Below are 19,252 nucleotides of genomic sequence, written 5' to 3'. Positions count from 1 at the left end.
GTGTAGATGGCCACTTTATCGATTAATACGTAGGAAAAGAGGCGAAGCTTGTCGGTAATCACTGACGCCGGTGTCAGCCAGCGTCAGTTATCCGCAGGCTTATTTCATTGCGGCGAAGGCCCGTTCGGCGGCGTCGAGGGTGATCTTCAGCTCTGTCTCGCCATGGGCGATTGAGGTGAAGCCGGCTTCGAACGCGCTCGGCGCCAGGTAGACGCCGCCCTCGAGCATCAGGTGGAAGAAGCGCTTGAAGCGATCAGCATCGCTGGCCATCACGTCTTCGAACGTCACGATGTCGTCGGCGCCACTGAAATACAGGCCGAACATGCCGCCGGCCTGGGTGGTGACAAACGGGATGCCGGCCGCGTCGGCGCGAATCTGCAGGCCGTCGAGCAAGCGGGTGGTGAAGGCGGTCAGCTCGGCGTGGAAGCCGGGCCGGCTGATCAGGCGCAGTGTGGTGAGGCCGGCGGCCATGGCCAACGGGTTGCCCGACAGCGTGCCGGCCTGGTAGACCGGGCCCAGGGGCGCGATGCATTCCATGATTGCGCGCTTGCCGCCGAAGCAGCCAACCGGCATGCCGCCGCCGATGATCTTGCCGAAGGTGCTCAGGTCCGGCGTCACGCCGTAATGGGCCTGGGCACCGCCGAGGGCGACCCGGAAACCGGTCATCACTTCGTCGAAGATCAAGACTACGCCGTGTTTGTCGCACAGGCTTCGCAAGCCTTCGAGGAAGCCCGGAGCCGGTGGTACGCAGTTCATGTTGCCGGCCACCGGCTCGACGATGATGCAAGCCACTTCCTGGCCGACGTCAGCGAGCATCTTTTCGACTTCTTCGAGGTCGTTGAACGGCAGGGTCAGGGTGTGTTTGGCAAACGCCGCCGGCACACCGGCGGAACTTGGTACGCCCTGGGTCAATGCGCCGGAACCGGCTTTGACCAGCAGACTGTCGGAGTGGCCGTGGTAGCAACCTTCGAACTTGATGATGCTGTCGCGGCCGGTGTAGCCCCGTGCCAGGCGAATCGCGCTCATGGTTGCCTCGGTGCCGGAGCTGACCATGCGCACCATTTCCATCGACGGCACGATGGCGCAGACCAGGTCGGCCATTTCGGTTTCCATGGCCGTCGGGGCGCCGTAGGACAGTCCGTGTTCCAGCTGCTTGCGCACGGCATCCAGCACGTCCGGGTGGCTGTGGCCCAGGATCATCGGCCCCCACGAACCCACGTAATCCACATAGCGTTTGTCGTCTTCGTCCGTTACATACGCGCCTTCGGCGTGTTTGAAGAACAGCGGGGTACCGCCGACGCTCTTGAACGCACGAACAGGGGAGTTCACGCCGCCGGGAATATGTTTTTGGGCGTTGGCAAACAGGGTTTCGGAACGGGACATGGTCGGTCTCTCGAAAACGGAAATTATTTGATCTTCAACAGATCGTTGAATGCGCGGGCGCGGCGCGTCACTTCATGAGTGCTGTCGGCACCGAACAGGCCGTGGACCACTGCCAGCAGATCGACGCCGTGGGCCACCAGCGGGGCGGCGTTGTCCAGGGTGATGCCGCCAATGGCGCACACGGGTACATGCAGTTTGAGGCGGGCCTGTTCGAGCAGTTCAAGGTCTGCGCTGGGCGCGCCAGGCTTGGTGTTGGAATTGAAGAAGCGGCCGAAGGCGACGTAGCTCGCACCTTCGGCAGCGGCCTGTACGGCCAGTTCCAGGCTGGCGTGGCAGGTGGACCCGATGATCGCCTTGTGCCCGAGCAATGCCCGTACCGGCGCCAACGGCCCATCGGTCTGTCCCAGGTGCACGCCGACGCCCAGGCGCGCGGCCAGTTCGGCGTCGTCGTTGATGATCAACTGGGTCTTGTAGCGCTCGCACAGGTCACGCAGGGCTTCGGCTTCGCGCAGGCGCCGGGCCTCATCGCTGCTTTTGTCACGGTATTGCAGCAGGGTGACGCCGCCTTCCAGTGCCGCTTCTACATAGGCGAGGAATTTACCGGCCAGCAACTGGCTATCAGTGATGGCATAGAGGCCACGTAATTTCATTCCACAGCCCTCTGTATCTGGCAAAAATGTTATGAGCAGAAATCCAGCGGCAGACGACGTGGCACGAACTGGCCTTTGCCCAGTTGTTCAGCGTCGCGCAGGGTGCGCCAGGTGTAATCCAGGGCTGTGCGCACGGCGCTGGCGAGCTGTTCGCCCTGGGCCAGTCGACCGGTCAGGGCGCTGGCGAGTGTGCAGCCGGAACCATGGTAACTGCCGGGCAAGCGCTGGCAGGTAAACGTCTCGCGGCGACCGTCACGGCTGTACAGGCGATTATGGACTTCATGTTCGTCGCCATGCCCGCCGGTGATCAACAGGTGCTTGACGAAGGGCAGCAGTTTCTCGGCGCACTCATCGGCGCTGCCCTCGGGCAGTTCGGCGAGGATGCGTGCTTCCGGCAGGTTCGGGGTGGCGATGATCGCCAGGGGCAGCAGCCGTTCGCGCATGGCATAGCCGACTTCATCCTTGCCCAGGCGTCCGCCACCGCCGGCGCGCAACACTGGGTCGCAGACCATGGGCAGGTGCGGGTGCGCCTGGAGCAGCTCGACCACGGTGTCGACCATCTCCAGGGAACCGAGCATGCCCAGCTTGACCGCGGCGACCTGCGAATCGTTGAGCACGGCATTGGCTTGCGCCAGTACCCACTCGCGATCCAGTACGCGGAAGTCGCTTACGTTCACCGTGTCTTGCACGGTCAGCGCGGTAACAGCCGGGGCGGCATGGCAGCCCTGGGCGAGCAGGGCTTCAATATCTGCCTGCAAGCCGGCGCCACCACTGGGGTCGTGGCCGGAGAGACAGAGGACAACGGGGCGAGAGCTGTAGATATTCATGGTGCGCGAGCTTACCACCAAACCCCTTCGGTCGGCTCCACCGATAAATTTCCCTGCCATTGGGTAAGCGATGTTCCGAAGCCGCGTGGCAACTTGACCAAAGCAACAGCTCTATCTCAATACTTTGCTCTCAAATGCCCGTTCTAGAGCCCTCTGCTGGAGAAATTTCAATGGTGCAAGTTGGCCATCAACGGCTATGCTAAGGATGGATCCAACTTAAATAACAGGTAATGCCGGTTTTACGTCTACTCAGGGAATGGGGGGCTTCCTGACTCAACCGGACAGGCCGCGCTGGGGCTTAAATGCGCTATTTGCTGATGTTGCTGCTGTGCTTGTCCCCCTTGGCAAGCGCCCTCGAATTCGACGAGTTCACCCAAAGCCTGCCCCTGGGCCAGGCGCTGCAAGTGTTCGAAGACGCAAACGGCACCGCCACCCTCGACGATGTGCTGGCCGAGGCCGCAGCCGGTCGCTTCAAGCCCCATGACAAGGAAACGCTGAATGCCGGTTATTCGCGGTCGGCGTTCTGGCTGAAAATCGACCTCCACTACCGCCCCCGCAATGTGAATGCCCAGCGCACCTGGTTGCTGGAGCTGGCCTATCCGCCCTTGGATCACCTTGATCTGTATCTGCCTGATGCCAGCGGTGCCTATCGCCTGGTTCGCCAGACCGGCGATGCGCTGCCGTTCGGCGCCCGGGAAATTCGTCAGAACAGCTATCTGTTCAGCCTGGATTTTGTTCCCGACCAGCGCCAGGCCGTCTATCTGCGCCTGCAGAGCCAGGGATCTATCCAGGCGCCGCTGACGTTATGGTCCAGCACCGCTTATCTTGAACAGCAGCCGGTGCGCTTGTATGTGCTGGGGATCATCTATGGCGTGCTGTTGGGCATGTTGGTGTACAACCTGTTCATCTACCTGAGTGTACGCGACACCAGTTACCTCTATTACATCGTCTATATCGCCTCGTTCGGCCTTTACCAGTTGTCGGTCAACGGTGCCGCAGCCGAGTATTTCTGGCCGGACAATCCTTGGTGGACCAACGCCGCGACCCCGTTCTTCATCGGCTGCGCGGGCCTGTTCGGTAGCCAGTTTGCCCGCAGCTTCCTGCAAACCGCCCAACACAGCCGCTGGCTCGATCGCCTGCTGTTGGCGCTGATCGTCTTCAGCGCGGTGGTGGTGAGCCTGTCGCTGATGGCCAGTTACGCCTTGGCCCTGCGTCTGGCGACGGCGTTGGCCCTGGTGTTCACGGTGGTGATTTTTGCCGCCGGCCTGTTCGCCTGGTGGCGTGGGCTGCGGGTGGCGCGCTACTTCATCATTGCCTGGTCGGCGTTTTTGCTCGGAGGCATCGTCAATACCTTGATGGTGCTTGGTTATTTGCCGAACGTGTTCCTGACCATGTACGCCAGCCAGATCGGCTCGGCCATTGAAGTGGCGTTGCTGTCCCTGGCCCTGGCCGACCGTATCAATGCCATGCGCGAGCAACAGGCCCAGACCCTGCTGGATGCCGGGCAGAAGCTGGAAGTGCTCAACCAGCAACTGGCTCACGGTAACAAGCTCAAGGATGAATTCCTCGCGACCCTGACCCATGAACTGCGTACGCCCATGAATGGCGTGATCGGCTCGCTGGAGTTGATGGAAACCGTCGAGATGGACGAGGAACTGACCCAATACCAACAGACCGCCGCCGGTTCGGCGCGGGACATGATGCGCATGGTCAACGGTATGCTGACCCTCACGGAGTTGCAGGCCGGCAAGCTCAAGGTCAATCCGGCTTCGTTCAGCCTGCGCGGGGTGATCGATGTCTTGCAAGTGCAGTTCGCGGCCATTGCGCAGGCCAAGGGCCTGGATTTCAAGGTCGATGTGGCGCCGGGCCTGGCGGATCGATTGCTCGGTGACAGCTGCAAACTGGCCCAGTGCCTGGAATGCTTGCTGGACAACGCCGTCAAGTTCACCCGGGTGGGCGGCCTGGCGCTGCGAGTCAGCGGCAAGCCGATGGAACATGACCGGTGGGGGTTGTCCTTCGCCGTGATCGATACGGGGATCGGTTTCACCGATCTGGGCGAGGCAACCTTGTACCAGCGCTTCTTCCAGCTCGACGGTTCCATGACCCGTGAGTACGGCGGCCTGGGCGTGGGTCTGGCGATCTGTCGACAACTGGTGGGATTGATGGGCGGACGCTTGACCCATACCTCCGAGCCCGGGCGCGGCAGCCGTTTCCAACTGGATATCGAGTTTGAAATGGCCTTGCCGACGGCGGCCCCTACGCCGTTCTCATTTAGCAGCAGGCATGGTACCCGTCAGCCCCAGGACTGCACGGTGCTGCTGGCCGATGACGACAGCATCGATCAACTGGTCATGCGCGGCATGTTGCTCAAGTTGGGCTACCGGGTACGCACCGCCGACAGTGGGCAGGGGGCGCTGCAGATGTTGCGGGACGGCAGTTTCGATGCCGTGGTGCTCGATTGCCAGTCGTCGCCGCTGGACGGCGTATCGGTCTGCTGTCAGATCCGTACCCTGGCTGGCTGTGAAGATTTGCCGGTGCTGGTGGTCGGTCCGAACCTGAGCCCGAATGGTTGCCCGGCGGGTGCGTTGGTCGATTACTTGGGCAAACCGGTGAAATTCGAGGCTCTGCAAGGAATTTTGCAGCGTCGTGTGCTGTGTCCGAGGCAGGGCGAAAGCGCCGACATTTAGGCGGGTATGACACTTTGTTCCGCCTGGAGGCGGTGCTTAACTGGTTCTGCTGGCCGACCGAGGAGCCCCCGTCATGAACCTGCACCAGTTCGCCGAAACCCACGACGTCACCAATCAGCCGCCTTCCCTGGACGGCGTCAACCTGTATCGCATCGACTTGCCGCTGCAGCAATGGTCACAACGTTTCGGTGCCGGCTGGGCCCAGTCACGGATCGATGAGTATGGTGGGTTGGCCGGCGGGTCGCTGATGGAGGCGGGGTTCCTGGCCAACCAGAACAAACCGGTGTTCACCAGCCATGATCGCTATGGTCATCGCATTGATCTGGTGGAGTTCCATCCCGCTTATCACCAACTGATGCGTACCGCTATCGAGCACGGCCTGCCCAGCCTGCCCTGGGCCCATCCGCAGCCCGGTGCCCATGTGGCCCGTGCGTCGATGACGTATCTGCACAGCCAGGCCGAAGCCGGCACGGGCTGTCCACTGACCATGACTTTTGCCAGTGTTCCGGCGCTGCGTTTGCAGCCGGACCTGGCTGAGCAATGGCTGCCGAAAGTACTCGCCACCGAGTACGACCCGCGCAATGTCGGAATGGCCCACAAGGCCGGGATTACCCTTGGCATGGCCATGACCGAGAAACAGGGCGGTACCGATGTGCGCGCCAATACCACCAAGGCGTTCCCGGTGGGGCCCCGGGGACCAGGCCAGGCTTATGAACTGGTGGGCCACAAGTGGTTCTGTTCGGCGCCGATGTGCGATGCGTTTCTGACCCTGGCCCAGACCGACAAGGGGCTGACCTGTTTTCTGCTGCCGCGCCATCGTCCGGACGACACCCGCAACCAGTTCTACATCCAGCGCCTGAAAAACAAGCTGGGCAACTGTTCCAATGCTTCCAGCGAAGTTGAATTTCGCGGTGCCCTGGCCTGGATGATTGGTGAGGAGGGGCGAGGCGTGCCGACCATTATCGAGATGGTCGCCATGACTCGCTTCGATTGCATGGTCGGCTCCAGCGCCCTGATGCGCCAGGCACTGACCCAGGCCAGTCATCACTGTGCCCATCGCAACGTCGGCGGCAAGCTGTTGAGTGAGCAGCCGTTGATGCAAAACGTGCTGGCCGACCTGGCGCTGGAGAGCGAGTCGGCATTGGCCTTGAGCTTGCGCATGGGGCGGGCGCTGGATCACTTGAGTGATGAGCACGAAGCCAAGTTCGCCCGGCTGGTGACGGCGGTAGGCAAGTACTGGATCTGCAAGCGCGCCCCCGCGATGATCAATGAAGCCGCCGAGTGCATGGGGGGCGCCGGCTATGTCGAAGACAGCATCCTGCCGCGCCTGTACCGGGAAGCGCCGGTCAATTCAACGTGGGAAGGCTCCGGCAACGTGCAATGCCTCGATGTGTTGCGTGCCCTGTCCAAGGAGCCAGGGGTACTTGAGGTGCTGTTCAGCGAATTGGGTGACGGTCATGGTGATAAACGCCTGGCTGCCCATATCGATCAACTGCATGGGGCGTTCAAGGACACCGATGACATCCAGTACCGTGCCCGGCAATTGACCGAAGACATCGCCGTGGGCCTGCAAGCCAAGCTGTTGCTGGAGGCGGGCAACAGCGACGTCAGTGATGCCTTCATCGCCAGCCGCCTGGGTTCGACCGGCCGGGTCTACGGCGCCTTGCCGCGGGGGTTGAATGTGGAAGCCATCGTGACGCGTTCTACCCCGCAAGGGTTTTGAGAAGCTCGCGACAGGCACCAGCCCAATGTGGGAGCGAGCCTGCTCGCGATGGCGTCGGTACATCCGGCATCAATGCAAGCTGACCCACCGCTATCGCGAGCAGGCTCGCTCCCACAGGGGATTGGCGGTGAGCATGGAGGGCGTGTCCACCCGAGATCAGGGTGGGAGCGAGCCTGCTCGCGAAGGCGTCGGCCCATCCAACATCGATGCAAGTTGACCCGGCGCTATCGCGAGTAGGCTCGCTCCCGCAGTGGGGCTTCGGTGGATGATCGAGGGTGTCCAACACGCCACTGTTCCCGTCGGACGACGATGCAGGCAAGATGAAGGTCTGCAAGTCAGAACACAGGAAGCTGATCGTGACCGAAGCGTTTATTGTCGTTCAAACCGCCGAACAAGCCGTGGATCGCCTGGCGGCCCTGCACGAGCGTGCGACCACCGCGTTGAACCAGGCGCTCATGCGCTACCTCAAGGACCGCATCGAGCCGGATGCCGAGCAACGTGCGCTGTTCCGCTATCCGGCGCTGCGGCTGACCTACCACTGCCACGGCGAGGTCCCGCAAACCACCCGCGCCTATGCCAAGGTCCAGTTGCCGGGCACCTACAGCGTCACCGTCACCCATCCTGCCGCGTTCCGTAAATACCTGCTCGAACAACTCGTCCCGCTGATGCATGACTTTACCGTCACCGTGGAAGTGGGCGTCAGCGAGCAGAACATTCCTTACCCGTATGTGGTGGAACAGGGCGATGAACTGGCCGGTTCCGGTGTGACGGCGGCGGTCCTGGCGCGGGTGTTCCCCAGCACCGACCTGTCGGCCGCTACCGACGGCATCGCCGACGGCCTCTATGACTGGGAAAACACCGACCCGCTGCCCCTGTCGCTGTTCGACGCCGCCCGCGTGGACTTCTCCCTGCGCCGCCTTGTGCATTACACCGGCAGCGATTGGCGTCATGTGCAGCCGTGGATCCTGCTGACCAACTACCACCGCTATGTCGACCAGTTCATCGTCCATGGCCTGGAGCAGTTGCGCAGCGACCCGCGCTTCGTGCGCATGGTCTTGCCGGGCAATGTGATCATCGATAAGAACATGGACCACAGCGAGGCCTCGGCCATCGCCGCGGGCGTGGTCTGGCACCGCTACCAGATGCCGGCCTATCACCTGCAGGCCAGTGACGGTCATGGCGTGACCCTGGTGAACATCGGTGTCGGCCCTTCCAATGCCAAGAACATCACCGACCACCTGGCCGTGCTGCGACCTCATTGCTGGCTGATGATCGGTCACTGCGGAGGGCTGCGGCAGTCCCAGACCATCGGCGACTACGTGCTGGCCCATGCCTACATGCGCCGTGATGGCATCCTTGACCGGGTGGTGCCACCGAACATCCCGATTCCCGCCCTGGCGGAGGTGCAGTTGGCGCTTCAGCAGGCCGCGGCGAACATCACCGGCGAAAAAGGCGATGAGCTGAAAAAACGCCTGCGTACCGGCACCGTGCTGACCTATGACGACCGCAACTGGGAGCTGCGCTGGGCCCAGGAGCGTCCGCTGATCAACCTGTCCCGTGCGGTGGCGGTGGACATGGAGAGTGGCACCATCGCCGCCCAGGGTTATCGCCTGCGGGTGCCCTATGGCACGTTGCTTTGCGTCTCGGACAAACCGCTGCACAGCGAAATCAAGCTGCCGGGCTCGGCCAACGCGTTCTATGAGCGGGCGGTCAACCAACACTTGAAAATCGGTATCGAGGCTTTGGATCTATTGCGCAACCAGCTCAATTCATTGCATTCGCGCAAACTGCGCAGCTTCGACGAGCCGCCGTTCCGCTGATACCGTGCAGGCGGTGGTTATTTAACGGTCAGGCCACTAGCATGGTCGGCCCTGACCGTCAGATATTGCCGCCATGTCCCGTCCCCCACGTCCCGCTTCCCGCCGCCCCGGCGTGAAGTCTCTTGCATCTGCCTCGCGCCGGGTCGCGAAGGCGCCCCCGGCTGAGCCCAAGCTGATCCTGTTCAACAAGCCTTTTGATGTGCTGACCCAATTCAGCGATGGCGAGGGGAGGGCGACGCTCAAGGATTTTATCGACATCCCGGGCATTTACCCGGCCGGGCGGCTGGATCGCGACAGCGAAGGGCTGCTGTTGCTCACCAACGATGGGCAATTGCAGGCACGTATCGCCGACCCCAGACACAAATTGGCCAAGACCTATTGGGTGCAGGTGGAGGGTGAACCGAGCGCCGAACAGCTTCAGCGTCTGCGCGAAGGTGTCGAATTGAACGACGGCATGACGCTGCCCGCCGAGGCACGATCACTGGACGAACCGCAGCTATGGCCGCGCAACCCGCCGGTGCGCTTTCGTAAAAGTGTACCCACGAGTTGGCTGGAACTGGTGATACGTGAGGGGCGCAATCGCCAGGTGCGGCGCATGACCGCTGCCGTGGGCTTGCCGACGCTGCGGCTGGTGCGGGTCAGGATCGGCGACTGGACGATCGAAGGGCTTGATCAGGGCCAGTGGAAAGAAGTCCCGGCGCGCTTATAGCGCTCCGGACTCGATCAGGCCGATCACTACGCTCTTGATGACGAATGCCGCCACGCCGAGCCCCAGCACGAAAAACAGGATGAACGAACCGAAACGCCCGGCTTTGGACTTCTTCGCCAGATCCCAGACGATGAAACCCATGAAAATGATCAGAATGCTGACCAGACCGGTCATCATCCACTCTTCGAAAACAGCAGGATCCATCGAAACACTCCGGCGTGGGCGGGGTTGAAAGGCGGGGGCGAGTATACGGCATGGGGGCCGGGCGGGGGATTGGCCTGCGGCGGTGTGTCGCAGCTATTCATCGCCTTCTCGATGATGTGACTGCCCCGGACCCTGTGGGAGCCGAGCTTGCTCGCGATGGCGGTGGATCAGCCAAGTCATTGTCGACTGTAATGCCGCCATCGCGAGCAAGCTCGGCTCCTACAGTGGTTGAGGCGGTTTCAACTGCGCAGATGGGTCAACGGCAACTCGGTACTGCTGAGCACCTGGTTCAGCACGAAACTGGAGCGCACGCTGGTGACGCCGTCGATCCGGGTCAGGTGGCCCAGCAGCAGTTTCTGGTAGTGGTCCATGTCCGGCACCACCACCTTGAGCTGATAGTCCGCATCCATTCCGGTCACCAGGCTGCACTCCAGCACTTGCGGCAGGTTGCGAATCGCGGCTTCGAAGTTTTCGAAGCGTTCGGGGGTGTGACGGTCCATGCCGATCAGCACGTAGGCGGTCAGGCTCAGGCCGAGCATTTTGCGGTCGAGCAACGCGACCTGGCGGGTAATGTAACCGTCGTCTTCCAACTGTTTGACCCGCCGCGAGCAGGGCGAGGGTGACAGGCCGATGCGCTCGGCCAGTTCCTGATTGGAGATGCGCGCGTCGCGCTGCAATTCCGCCAGAATGCTCAGGTCGTAACGGTCGAGTTTGCTCATCGGTCGGGCCTTTATCTTGATAATTGCGTGGGATTATCTATCCGGGGGTAAAAATTGCGCAAGCGATGTTTAATTGAGCAATCTTAGCAATCATCTGTCGCCGGTCCAGGCTTATTCTTATCACCAAGATCACTGCTCGGACAAACAGTCCAATGCAGCCCGCCCAAGCAGGCCGGCTGCGGTCGCGGCACCCACCGGTGCCTGGTAGCCAGACAGGCCACTCATGACCCCCGAGCTGCATGCTGTCCAGAAGACGGTGTGAGGTGAGCCGACGCCACAAGCGTCGAGCACGGACGAAGTTCTCAAGGGGAGGCCGACGGGTCTCCCTTTTTTAATGCCTGCGAAATATGTGGCGCTGCTGATAATCTGGTGCAGAACCGGCCTGGGCTTTTCCCGGTCTTATCATCAGGCCCTGAACCGTTGTGAGGAATAACATGAAGTCGCGCATCTGGCGTCTGGCAGGTGTTGGTCTGTTGTGGGCAAGTGTCAGTGCGCAAGGGATGTCCGATGATCAGCAGAATCGTGGCGGCCCCGACGGTGATCGAGGACACGATGGACGTGGCGGCAACGGTCAGGGTTACTCCGGCCAGCCGCGGCCCCAGAGCAATGAAATCATCCGTGGCGACAACAGTCGCCAGTTCGAACCCGGCGCCCAGCGCCAGGGCGCGCCATCCTATGATCGATCACCCCAGGACCCCAACGGTCATGGTCGTCCGCCGCAGCAGCAACAGCCGCCGGGCAATAACCTGCCGATCCAGGGCCGGCCCGACAGCGTGACCCAGACCCGGGAGCCGCAACCGGGCTACTACCGCGATATCCCACGTCGCAGCGACGGTTATCCGAGCAATCGGCCGCGCCCCGAGCATGACAATCATCCCGACCAGCACTGGGCCGGTCGTCCGGACGGCCATGGCACTGGTTGGGGGCCGGGGCCGCAGTATCGTCCCGGTTATGTCATCGACCGTTTCCCTGATCGCAATTACCGCGTGCCCTATCGCGGGCAGGACTATTTCTTTTCCGGCGGCTACTGGTATCGCCCACAAGGGCCGCGTTATGTCGTGGTTCAACCGCCACGGGGCATCCGCACCCGTTACCTGCCCGATTATGCCCGGGAAGTCTGGATCGGCAGCTCGCTGTTCTTCCTCGCCGCCGGTGCCTATTACATTTACGAAGCCAACACCCAGGACTACGTCGTGGTCGACGCGCCGGTTGCCAACCCGCAGCCACAACCCCAGGGCAACAGCTATGACGTGGTGGCGTACCCAGCCAACGGCCAGTCACCTGAGCAGGTCAACCAGGATGGCTACGAATGTTATCGCTGGGCGGTGCAGCAGAGCGGTTTCGATCCGCGCAACTACACCTACCCGCCCGCGCCGGAAGTGGTACAGACCTACCGGCAGGCCCAGGGGAGTTGCTTGAGCAGTCGTGGGTATCAGGTGAGTTACTGAGGTTTGTTGTTCAGTAAGAAAGGCTGGGTGCCGAACGCCACAAACCTGTGGGAGCAAAGCTTGCTCGCGATGGGGGTCAGTCAGTCGACAACAATGTTGGCTGCTCGGCCGCTATCGTGAGCAAGCTTTACTCCCACAGAGGTGAAGCGCATCAGGCGCTGGCGACTTTCACCACTTCCGACGGATCGGCATGCACCAGCACTTCGGCCTTCGGGTAGGCGCGGTGGATAGCATCGGCGGCCTGGTCGCTGATGCCATGGGCCACTGACAGGGTCAGTTCCCCCGGCAACTCCAGATGCAGTTGCACGAACCAGTGGTTGCCGGAAATCCGCGTGCGCAGGTCATGGGCACCGAGTACGCCGGGCACGGCGCAGGCCAGTTCGAGCATGTGCTGGCTGACGTCGGGCGGCAGTTCTTCGTCCATCAATACGGCGAAACTTTCCCGGGCGATCTGGATGGCGCTCCAGAGAATGTAAGCGGCGATGCCCAGTCCGAACCAGGCATCGACTTGATACCAGCCGAACCCGGCCAGCACCAGCGCCACCAGAATACTGCCGTTGAGCAACAGGTCGGAACGGTAATGCAGCGAGTCGGCGCGCACGGCATTGGAGCCCGTGGCGCGGATAACCCGATGCTGCAATGCCAGCAGTGCCAGGGTCAGTGCCAGGGAAAATACGATCACGCCGACACTGAGCCATGGCGCATCCACCGGGACCGGGTTTTTCAGGCGCTCGAATGCCTGCAGGGCAATCAACACGGCACTGCCGCCGATGAAGAGCGCCTGGGCCATGCCGGCCAGGGACTCGGCCTTGCCATGACCATAGCGATGATCGGCATCGGCGGGGCGCAAGGCGTAATGCACTGCCAGCAGGTTGAGCAGCGATGTGACGCCGTCCAGGGCCGAGTCGGTCAGGCCGGCAAGCATGCTCACCGAACCGCTCAGCCACCAGGCCAGTGCCTTGGAGATAGTCAGGATCAACGCCACCGCCACCGAGGCGCGGGTGGCCAGGCGTAGCAGGCGAGCGTGTTCGGTAGTGCTGGTCATGGAGCGGTCGTTCCTTCAGTGGCGCCCGTCATGCGGCCGGTTTGAGGCCGAGGGCGGCCAGTTGCTGCGCGCTGCCCTTGTGCTGGATCAGCCGTGGATCGTCCAGCGGGAAGCTGCGACCCAGTTCGCTTTCCAGGATGGCCTGCAGTTTATGGTTGTCGACGCTGCCGTCAGGGTTGACGGCCTGCTTGAGCTTTTCCGGCGCGATCTGGGCGGTCTTGCCCGGCTCGAAGTAAATGGCGCCGGTGGCGAAGTCCACCGCGAATGCGATCAGGCCGGGGATGATGTAGAACAGCAGGCCGACGGCGTCGAGCGCGGCAATAGCCGGGTCGATCTTGCCGTCGATCTGGCCGCGACGGTCCGGGTAGAAGATCGAGCCGCAGGCGCTGACCTGGGTCAGCAGGGTGGCGACCAGGACGCCGCCGATCACGCGAAAGGGAATACGCATAACAATCTCCTGAGCAGGTAAGGGTTGATGGTTTGAGTCCAGACCACGCCAAACAGTTCGCCGTTATACTCGGCCCTCTGTTTTGGAGCCAGCATGATTTCTCTGCCGATTGATGAAGTTTTACCCGCCTTGCGTCAAGCCTTGGCATCACGCCATGAAGCCGTGCTCGAAGCGCCGCCCGGTGCCGGTAAGACCACCCGTGTTCCCCTGGCCCTGTTGAACGAGCCCTGGCTGGCCGGACAGACCATCCTGATGCTCGAACCCCGACGCTTGGCGGCACGGGCGGCGGCGGAGCGATTGGCCAGTGAATTGGGTGAAAAGGTCGGTGAAACCGTTGGCTACCGGATTCGTCTGGACAGCAAGGTTGGCCCAAGGACCCGTATTGAAGTGGTCACCGAAGGGATTCTCACCCGTCGCTTGCAGGACGATCCTGCATTGGAAGGGGTGGGGCTGCTGATTTTCGATGAATTTCACGAGCGCAGCCTCGACGCCGATCTGGCCCTGGCCTTGAGTCTCAACGGCCGGGAGTTGTTTCGCGAAGACCAGCCGCTGAAAATCCTGTTGATGTCCGCGACCCTGGAAGGCGAGCGCCTGGCCGGGTTGCTGGACAACGCGCCAATACTGCGCAGCGAAGGCCGCATGTTCCCGGTGACGGTACGTTGGGGCCGGCCATTCCAGCCCGGTGAGTTCATCGAGCCGCGGCTGGTGCAGACTGTGCTCGAAGCCCTGCACGATGAAACCGGCAGCGTCTTGGTGTTCCTGCCCGGGCAGGCGGAGATCCGCCGGGTCCATCAGCAATTGGCCGATGCCCTGGGCGAGGGCGGTAGCGTGTTGCTATGCCCCCTGCATGGCGAGCTGGATCTCGCGGCCCAGCGCGCCGCCATCGACCCGGCGCCGCCTGGTCTGCGCAAGGTGGTGCTGGCGACCAACATTGCCGAAACCAGCCTGACCATCAATGGCGTGCGGGTGGTGATTGACGCGGGACTGGCCAGGGTGCCGCGTTTCGACCCGGGCAGCGGCATGACCCGCCTCGACACACAACGTATTTCCCGGGCCAGTGCCACCCAGCGGGCCGGTCGGGCTGGGCGACTGGAGCCAGGGGTGTGTTATCGGCTATGGTCCGAAGACCAGCATGAACAATTGGCCGCCTATGGCAGCGCGGAAATCCTTTGCGCCGACCTGGCCGGGCTGGCCCTGCAGCTGGGACGCTGGGGCGTGACGCCGCAGCAATTGGTCTGGCTCGACGTCCCTCCGGCGGCTGCGTATGCCCAGGCTCAGGATCTACTGCAACGTCTGGGCGCGCTGGACGGCGAGCAACTGACCCGCCACGGCCAGGCCATGGCCGAACTGCCGGCTCACCCGCGTATCGCTCATCTGTTATTGCGCGGCCAGGCGTTGGGGTTGGCAGACATGGCGTGCAACGTCGCCGCGCTATTGGGCGAGCGCGACATTCTGCGCGGCGCCGGTGCGGACTTGCACAGTCGCCTGGCGTTGCTGTCTGGCGAAGAGCGGGCGGCGCGAGGCGCGCAAGGCGGGGTGACGCGGGCGCGGCAACTGGCCCGGCAGTATCGCGGCTACTTGCGGGGCAAGGCCGAAGAAGCCGTGGCCGATCCCGATCACCCGCGCTGGCTCGGTGCGCTGCTGGCGTTGGCCTATCCGGATCGGGTCGCGCAGCAGCGACGACCCGGCGGCGCGGAATACCGCCTGGCCAACGGTCGTGCGGCGCTGTTTGCCGAGGTCGACAGCCTGATGAAGCAGCCGTGGCTGGTGATCGCCGACCTCGGCAGCCGCCAGGGCCAGCGGGAAGAGCGGATCTACCTGGCAACGGATTTCGACGCGGCGCTGTTCGATTCCGTGCTGGCCGAGCAGGTGCACACGGTGGATGAACTGGATTGGGACGAGCGCGAAGGCGTGCTGAGGGCCGAGCGCCAGCGCAAGGTCGGCGAACTGGTGCTCAGTCGCGAACCATTGACTGGCCTGGATGAGTCGACGCGCAGCCAGGCCCTGGTCAACCTGGTGCGGCGCAAGGGCCTGGAACTGCTGCCCTGGACGCCGGAACTGCGGCAATGGCAGGCGCGGCTGGCACTGCTGCGTCGGCTGGACCTGGAGACCCGGGACGAAAGCGAATGGCCCGACGTCAGCGACGCAGCGCTGCTCGACAGTCTTGAACATTGGCTGATGCCGTATCTGGGGCGGGTGTCGCGGCTCAGCCATTTTGCCAACCTGGACTTGTCGAGCATCGTTCACAACCTGTTGCCCTGGCCCCTGCCGCAACGCTTGGAGGAACTGGCGCCGCACCATTTGAGCGTGCCCTCGGGTTCGTCGATCCGTTTGGATTACAGCGAGCATCCGCCGATCCTGGCGGTGCGCTTGCAGGAACTGTTCGGTCTGGCCGACACCCCGCGCATTGCCGGTGGCCGCCAGGTCGTCAAATTGCACTTGTTGTCACCGGCACGCCGACCGGTGCAGGTGACCCAGGACCTGGCGAACTTCTGGCGCAGCACCTACGCCGAAGTGAAGAAGGACCTCAAGGGACGCTATCCCAAGCATTACTGGCCGGATGATCCGCTGGTGGCGGAGGCGACGGCGCGGGTCAAGCCGCGTAAGTGAACAGACGTTAATCCGAGTGGACCCGAACCCTGTGGGAGCCCGCTTGCGATGGCTATCTGTCAGTCACATCAAAACTGGCTGAGCACCCGCTATCGCGAGCAGGCTCGCTCCCACATGGGCTCCGGGCTGGCCGCACGATCGTTATTCACCGCAGGATTCCTGTGGGAGCGAGCCTGCTCGCGATAGCGGCCTATCAGTCGCATAGAAGTTGGCTGACACAGTGCATTCGCGAGCAGACTCGTTGCCACAGGTCTGCGGCTATGGCGTAACCGGCAACAAAAAACGCGCAATCACCGGCAAATGATCAGAGATGCGCAAGGTATCGTCCTGCCGTACCTGGGCCTCGACCCGTTTGATGCGCGGGCTGTAGAACAGATAATCGACGGTGCGGTCCGGGCCGTTGAGGCCGGGGTCGTTCGGGTAGTGGGTCAGCCAGTGCGCACGGTCGATGCCGCTGGCCTCGTTGTTGGTGGGAATCATCGGGTACTTGTCCCACAGCAGGTGCAGCGGGCTGTCGGCGGAGTAGGGGGTGCGTTGTTCGGGCGGCAGGCGCAGGTACTGACCCAGGGGCAGCAGGTTGAAGTCGCCGCCGATCAGCCAGGGCATGCCTCGGGACTCGAACTTGTCCAGGGCCTTGGCCACGGCAGTCACCTGGTTCGGCAGAGTTTCGTCAGGCTGCGTGGCCCGCTCCAGATGCGTGTTGAGCACGGCCAGTTGGCTGCCATCGCTCAGCGGAATGTAGCTCACCAGCAGCGCATTCTTCGGTTGGAACTGACGGCTGATGATGTTGGCCTCGGCTACCGGCAACTGCACCCGTTCGGCGTGATCGATACGGTAGCGGCTCAGCGTTGCCAGTTGTCGGCCGACGCTGCCGAAGATATGGGGGGCGGGTATGAAATCGGCCTTCCAGTCGAAGGCGCTGGTGCTGCAGGGATACAGGTCGGCGAGCCGCTCCTGCAGTAACTTGAGCTGGTTCTGGTAATCGCTGGCCTTGGCGCCGTTGTCCAGTTCCTGCAGCAGGACGATGTCAGGTTGCTCATCACGGATCACCCGGGCCACTTCGTCGAGGCTGAAGGCCATGTCTTCCAGGGTCGGGCTTTCATCGTCGCCCTTGGCCAGGTCGTGCCAGAACACGTAGCGCTTGCCGGCCAGGAACTGGACATTCCAGGTCATCACCTTCACGGCTTGGCCAGGCATCAGCGGCGCGGCGTTGGCGGCGCAACTGACTGGCAGTGCTTCCCGGGCTTGTGGGCGCCAGGTCAGGCCATAGATCGCCAGGGCAGCCAGGCAGACAACCAGCAACAAGCCCAGCAGGCTGTAACGCAGTAAACGGGTCATGGCTCGGTTTTTTCCCCGATCAGCATGAATATCCGGAACAGCACCACGCTGGTGAACAGTTGCAGGAAGCTGTGAATGCTGTCGATCAACAGGCCGAGCCAAGGATTCTGAGGTGGCGGATAAACCGAGACGCTGGCGCCCTTGAGCAGCCACAGAGGGGCCATCACGCCAATGATGCACAACAGGATCCGCCAGAATTGGCCACGGCTCATGCGCAGGCTTTCCTTCATCGCCGTCAATGGAGCCAAGCCTCGGAGCACCAGCAGGTATTCGCTGAATGCCAGGGTCACCATCAGCCACAGGCCCGGCAGGATGTACAACGAAATACCCAGCAGGATCAGCAATGTGTTGAGGGCGGTCAGCAACGCAAAGCGCGGCCAGAGGGTGAGGGCCGCGGCGAGGAGGTCACGAATGTGCGGCGATTCGCCTCGGCTGCGGGCGTCGAGAAACAGGATCAGCGCAGCGGTGTACACCGGATACACCAGCAGCCCGACGATCACGCTATAGCCGGGAAAGCCATCCGGGCCGACGGCGCGGTCGACGGCTTGTTGCAGCACGGCCTCGAGTATCACCAGTGGCAGGCACAGCTGGGCGATCCGGCCCAGATGGCGCTTGAAGAAATACAAAGAGTCGCGCAGCACGTCAAACGGATTCATGAGTCGGGATCGCAGGTCCAGAAGCGGTCCGACACTTTAACCGATCAGGCACCCGCACTAGCAAACGTAAACATCAGGTAAAGACCATTGAATCCTTCGCGGCAAGCCCCATTACTGTTGGGCACCGGTTCTGCGGAACCGGCTTGGTTTTCTACCCGGCAATCTGATGAGGTCGCCATGAACAGCGAAGAACAAACCCTGATCGATGGACTGTTTTCACGGCTGCAACAGGCCGAGAAGGATTCAGCCCCGCGCGACGCCCAGGCCGAGGCGCGGATCAAGGAGCATCTGGCCAGCCAGCCCACGGCCGGTTATTTCATGGCCCAGGCGATTCTGGTGCAAGAGGCGGCAATCAAGCGCCTCGACGAGCAGAACAGGCAACTGACCGAGCAAGTCCAGCAACTGCAGGCGGACCTGCAGAACGCCCGCAGCCAGGCTTCGGCACCCAGCGGGGGCGGTGGTTTCCTCTCGAGTATTTTCGGTGGCAGCAGTCGTGATGCGCGACCTGCCCCTGCTCCAAGCGCTCCGGCAACCGGCGGTGGCGGCTGGCGCGAACCGGCGCGGCCATCCTTCAACAATGCCCCGGCTCAGCAGGGCTTCGGTGCGCCGCCAGCGGGCTATGGTGCCCCGCAGCAACAAGCCCCGGCAGCGAGCAGCTTCCTGGGTGGCGCCCTCAAAACTGCGGCCGGCGTGGCCGGTGGCGTGATGCTGGCGCAAGGGATCAGCAGTTTGTTCCATAGCGGCCAGCAGCCCCAGGAGATCGTCGAGATCATCAAGGAAGAACCGGCCCAGCCGGTCAATGATGTCGGCAGCAGCGGCGACAACAATGGATGGGGGGACGACCAGCGCATGGCCGGCAACGATGGCTACAGCAACGATCAGGGCGGCTTCAGCGACGCGGATTACGGCGACGACTCTTCCTTCTTTGGCGACGACGATTCCTTCGTCTGACCTGCCATTCGTCCGGGGTGCCTACGCGCCTCGG

Annotated in this window: 16 protein-coding genes; 7 read left to right on the top strand and 9 right to left on the bottom strand. The window is 62.6% G+C overall.

Annotation, left to right across the window (positions count from 1 at the left end):
• Nucleotides 1–99 precede the first annotated feature (99 nt).
• From hemL to AD665_RS05770, 3 genes are read right to left on the bottom strand one after another with little or no spacing between them, the layout of a single operon-like run.
• Nucleotides 100–1,383, bottom strand: a complete 1,284-nt coding sequence (hemL, locus tag AD665_RS05780) for a glutamate-1-semialdehyde 2,1-aminomutase (RefSeq protein ID WP_024780851.1) — start codon at nt 1,381–1,383, stop codon at nt 100–102.
• Between the two features lie 23 nt (nt 1,384–1,406).
• On the bottom strand, nt 1,407–2,033 hold the full coding sequence (gene thiE, locus AD665_RS05775; protein WP_024780852.1) for a thiamine phosphate synthase: 627 nt from the start codon (nt 2,031–2,033) through the stop codon (nt 1,407–1,409).
• A 29-nt stretch (nt 2,034–2,062) separates the two neighbouring features.
• The gene (locus AD665_RS05770) at nt 2,063–2,860 is read right to left on the bottom strand and encodes a hydroxymethylpyrimidine/phosphomethylpyrimidine kinase (protein WP_024780853.1); all 798 of its coding nucleotides are present in this window, start codon (nt 2,858–2,860) and stop codon (nt 2,063–2,065) included.
• 302 nt (nt 2,861–3,162) lie between these two features.
• On the opposite strand from AD665_RS05770, the gene AD665_RS05765 reads away from it, so the two are divergent.
• The 4 genes from AD665_RS05765 to AD665_RS05750 all read left to right on the top strand — a co-directional run bounded on the left by AD665_RS05765 (nt 3,163) and on the right by AD665_RS05750 (nt 9,799).
• Complete coding sequence (locus tag AD665_RS05765; RefSeq protein ID WP_024780854.1) at nt 3,163–5,547, top strand: hybrid sensor histidine kinase/response regulator; 2,385 nt, start codon at nt 3,163–3,165, stop codon at nt 5,545–5,547.
• Nucleotides 5,548–5,620: 73 nt separating this feature from the next.
• A complete protein-coding gene (locus AD665_RS05760; protein ID WP_053191345.1) occupies nt 5,621–7,270 on the top strand; it encodes an acyl-CoA dehydrogenase family protein in 1,650 nt (549 codons plus the stop codon).
• A 320-nt stretch (nt 7,271–7,590) separates the two neighbouring features.
• A complete protein-coding gene (gene amn, locus AD665_RS05755) occupies nt 7,591–9,090 on the top strand; it encodes an AMP nucleosidase (protein ID WP_162164417.1) in 1,500 nt (499 codons plus the stop codon).
• Nucleotides 9,091–9,163: 73 nt separating this feature from the next.
• Nucleotides 9,164–9,799, top strand: coding sequence for a pseudouridine synthase (locus AD665_RS05750; protein WP_024780289.1), 636 nt, complete (start codon nt 9,164–9,166; stop codon nt 9,797–9,799).
• Here AD665_RS05750 and AD665_RS05745 read toward each other — a convergent pair.
• Both AD665_RS05745 and AD665_RS05740 read right to left on the bottom strand, forming a co-directional pair.
• Entirely contained in the window at nt 9,794–10,003 is a 210-nt protein-coding gene (locus tag AD665_RS05745; RefSeq protein WP_003185724.1) for a DUF2788 domain-containing protein, read from the bottom strand. The genes AD665_RS05750 and AD665_RS05745 overlap by 6 nt on opposite strands.
• A gap of 239 nt (nt 10,004–10,242) precedes the next feature.
• Nucleotides 10,243–10,722 (bottom strand): Lrp/AsnC family transcriptional regulator, encoded by a 480-nt coding sequence (locus tag AD665_RS05740; RefSeq protein WP_024780290.1) that lies wholly within the window; start codon nt 10,720–10,722, stop codon nt 10,243–10,245.
• A gap of 434 nt (nt 10,723–11,156) precedes the next feature.
• On the opposite strand from AD665_RS05740, the gene AD665_RS05735 reads away from it, so the two are divergent.
• A complete protein-coding gene (locus tag AD665_RS05735; protein WP_053191343.1) occupies nt 11,157–12,170 on the top strand; it encodes a DUF6515 family protein in 1,014 nt (337 codons plus the stop codon).
• Nucleotides 12,171–12,321: 151 nt separating this feature from the next.
• Here AD665_RS05735 and AD665_RS05730 read toward each other — a convergent pair whose 3' ends face one another.
• Together AD665_RS05730 and AD665_RS05725 are read right to left on the bottom strand one after the other, a co-directional pair.
• Complete coding sequence (locus AD665_RS05730; RefSeq protein ID WP_024780292.1) at nt 12,322–13,215, bottom strand: cation diffusion facilitator family transporter; 894 nt, start codon at nt 13,213–13,215, stop codon at nt 12,322–12,324.
• Nucleotides 13,216–13,243: 28 nt separating this feature from the next.
• Nucleotides 13,244–13,663: a hypothetical protein gene (locus AD665_RS05725; protein WP_024780293.1), complete on the bottom strand. Its 420-nt coding sequence runs from the start codon at nt 13,661–13,663 to the stop codon at nt 13,244–13,246.
• A gap of 93 nt (nt 13,664–13,756) precedes the next feature.
• Between AD665_RS05725 and hrpB the strand changes: the two genes are divergently transcribed.
• Nucleotides 13,757–16,273, top strand: a complete 2,517-nt coding sequence (hrpB, locus tag AD665_RS05720) for an ATP-dependent helicase HrpB (protein WP_053191341.1) — start codon at nt 13,757–13,759, stop codon at nt 16,271–16,273.
• Between the two features lie 258 nt (nt 16,274–16,531).
• Here hrpB and AD665_RS05715 read toward each other — a convergent pair whose 3' ends face one another.
• Both AD665_RS05715 and AD665_RS05710 read right to left on the bottom strand, forming a co-directional pair.
• Nucleotides 16,532–17,611, bottom strand: coding sequence for an endonuclease/exonuclease/phosphatase family protein (locus AD665_RS05715; protein ID WP_024780295.1), 1,080 nt, complete (start codon nt 17,609–17,611; stop codon nt 16,532–16,534).
• Complete coding sequence (locus tag AD665_RS05710; protein WP_024780296.1) at nt 17,608–18,267, bottom strand: membrane protein; 660 nt, start codon at nt 18,265–18,267, stop codon at nt 17,608–17,610. Before AD665_RS05710 ends, AD665_RS05715 begins: the two co-directional genes overlap by 4 nt.
• Before the next feature lie 177 nt (nt 18,268–18,444).
• Here AD665_RS05710 and AD665_RS05705 point away from each other — a divergent pair, with 177 nt between their 5' ends.
• The gene (locus AD665_RS05705) at nt 18,445–19,218 is read left to right on the top strand and encodes a DUF2076 domain-containing protein (protein WP_053191339.1); all 774 of its coding nucleotides are present in this window, start codon (nt 18,445–18,447) and stop codon (nt 19,216–19,218) included.
• The last annotated feature ends 34 nt before the right edge of the window (nt 19,219–19,252 follow it).

The organism is Pseudomonas corrugata (genome assembly GCF_001269905.1).
GTDB lineage: Bacteria > Pseudomonadota > Gammaproteobacteria > Pseudomonadales > Pseudomonadaceae > Aquipseudomonas > Aquipseudomonas corrugata.
The sequence above is the reverse complement of the archived record's forward strand: the minus strand, read 5'-3'. Positions and strand labels throughout refer to the sequence as shown.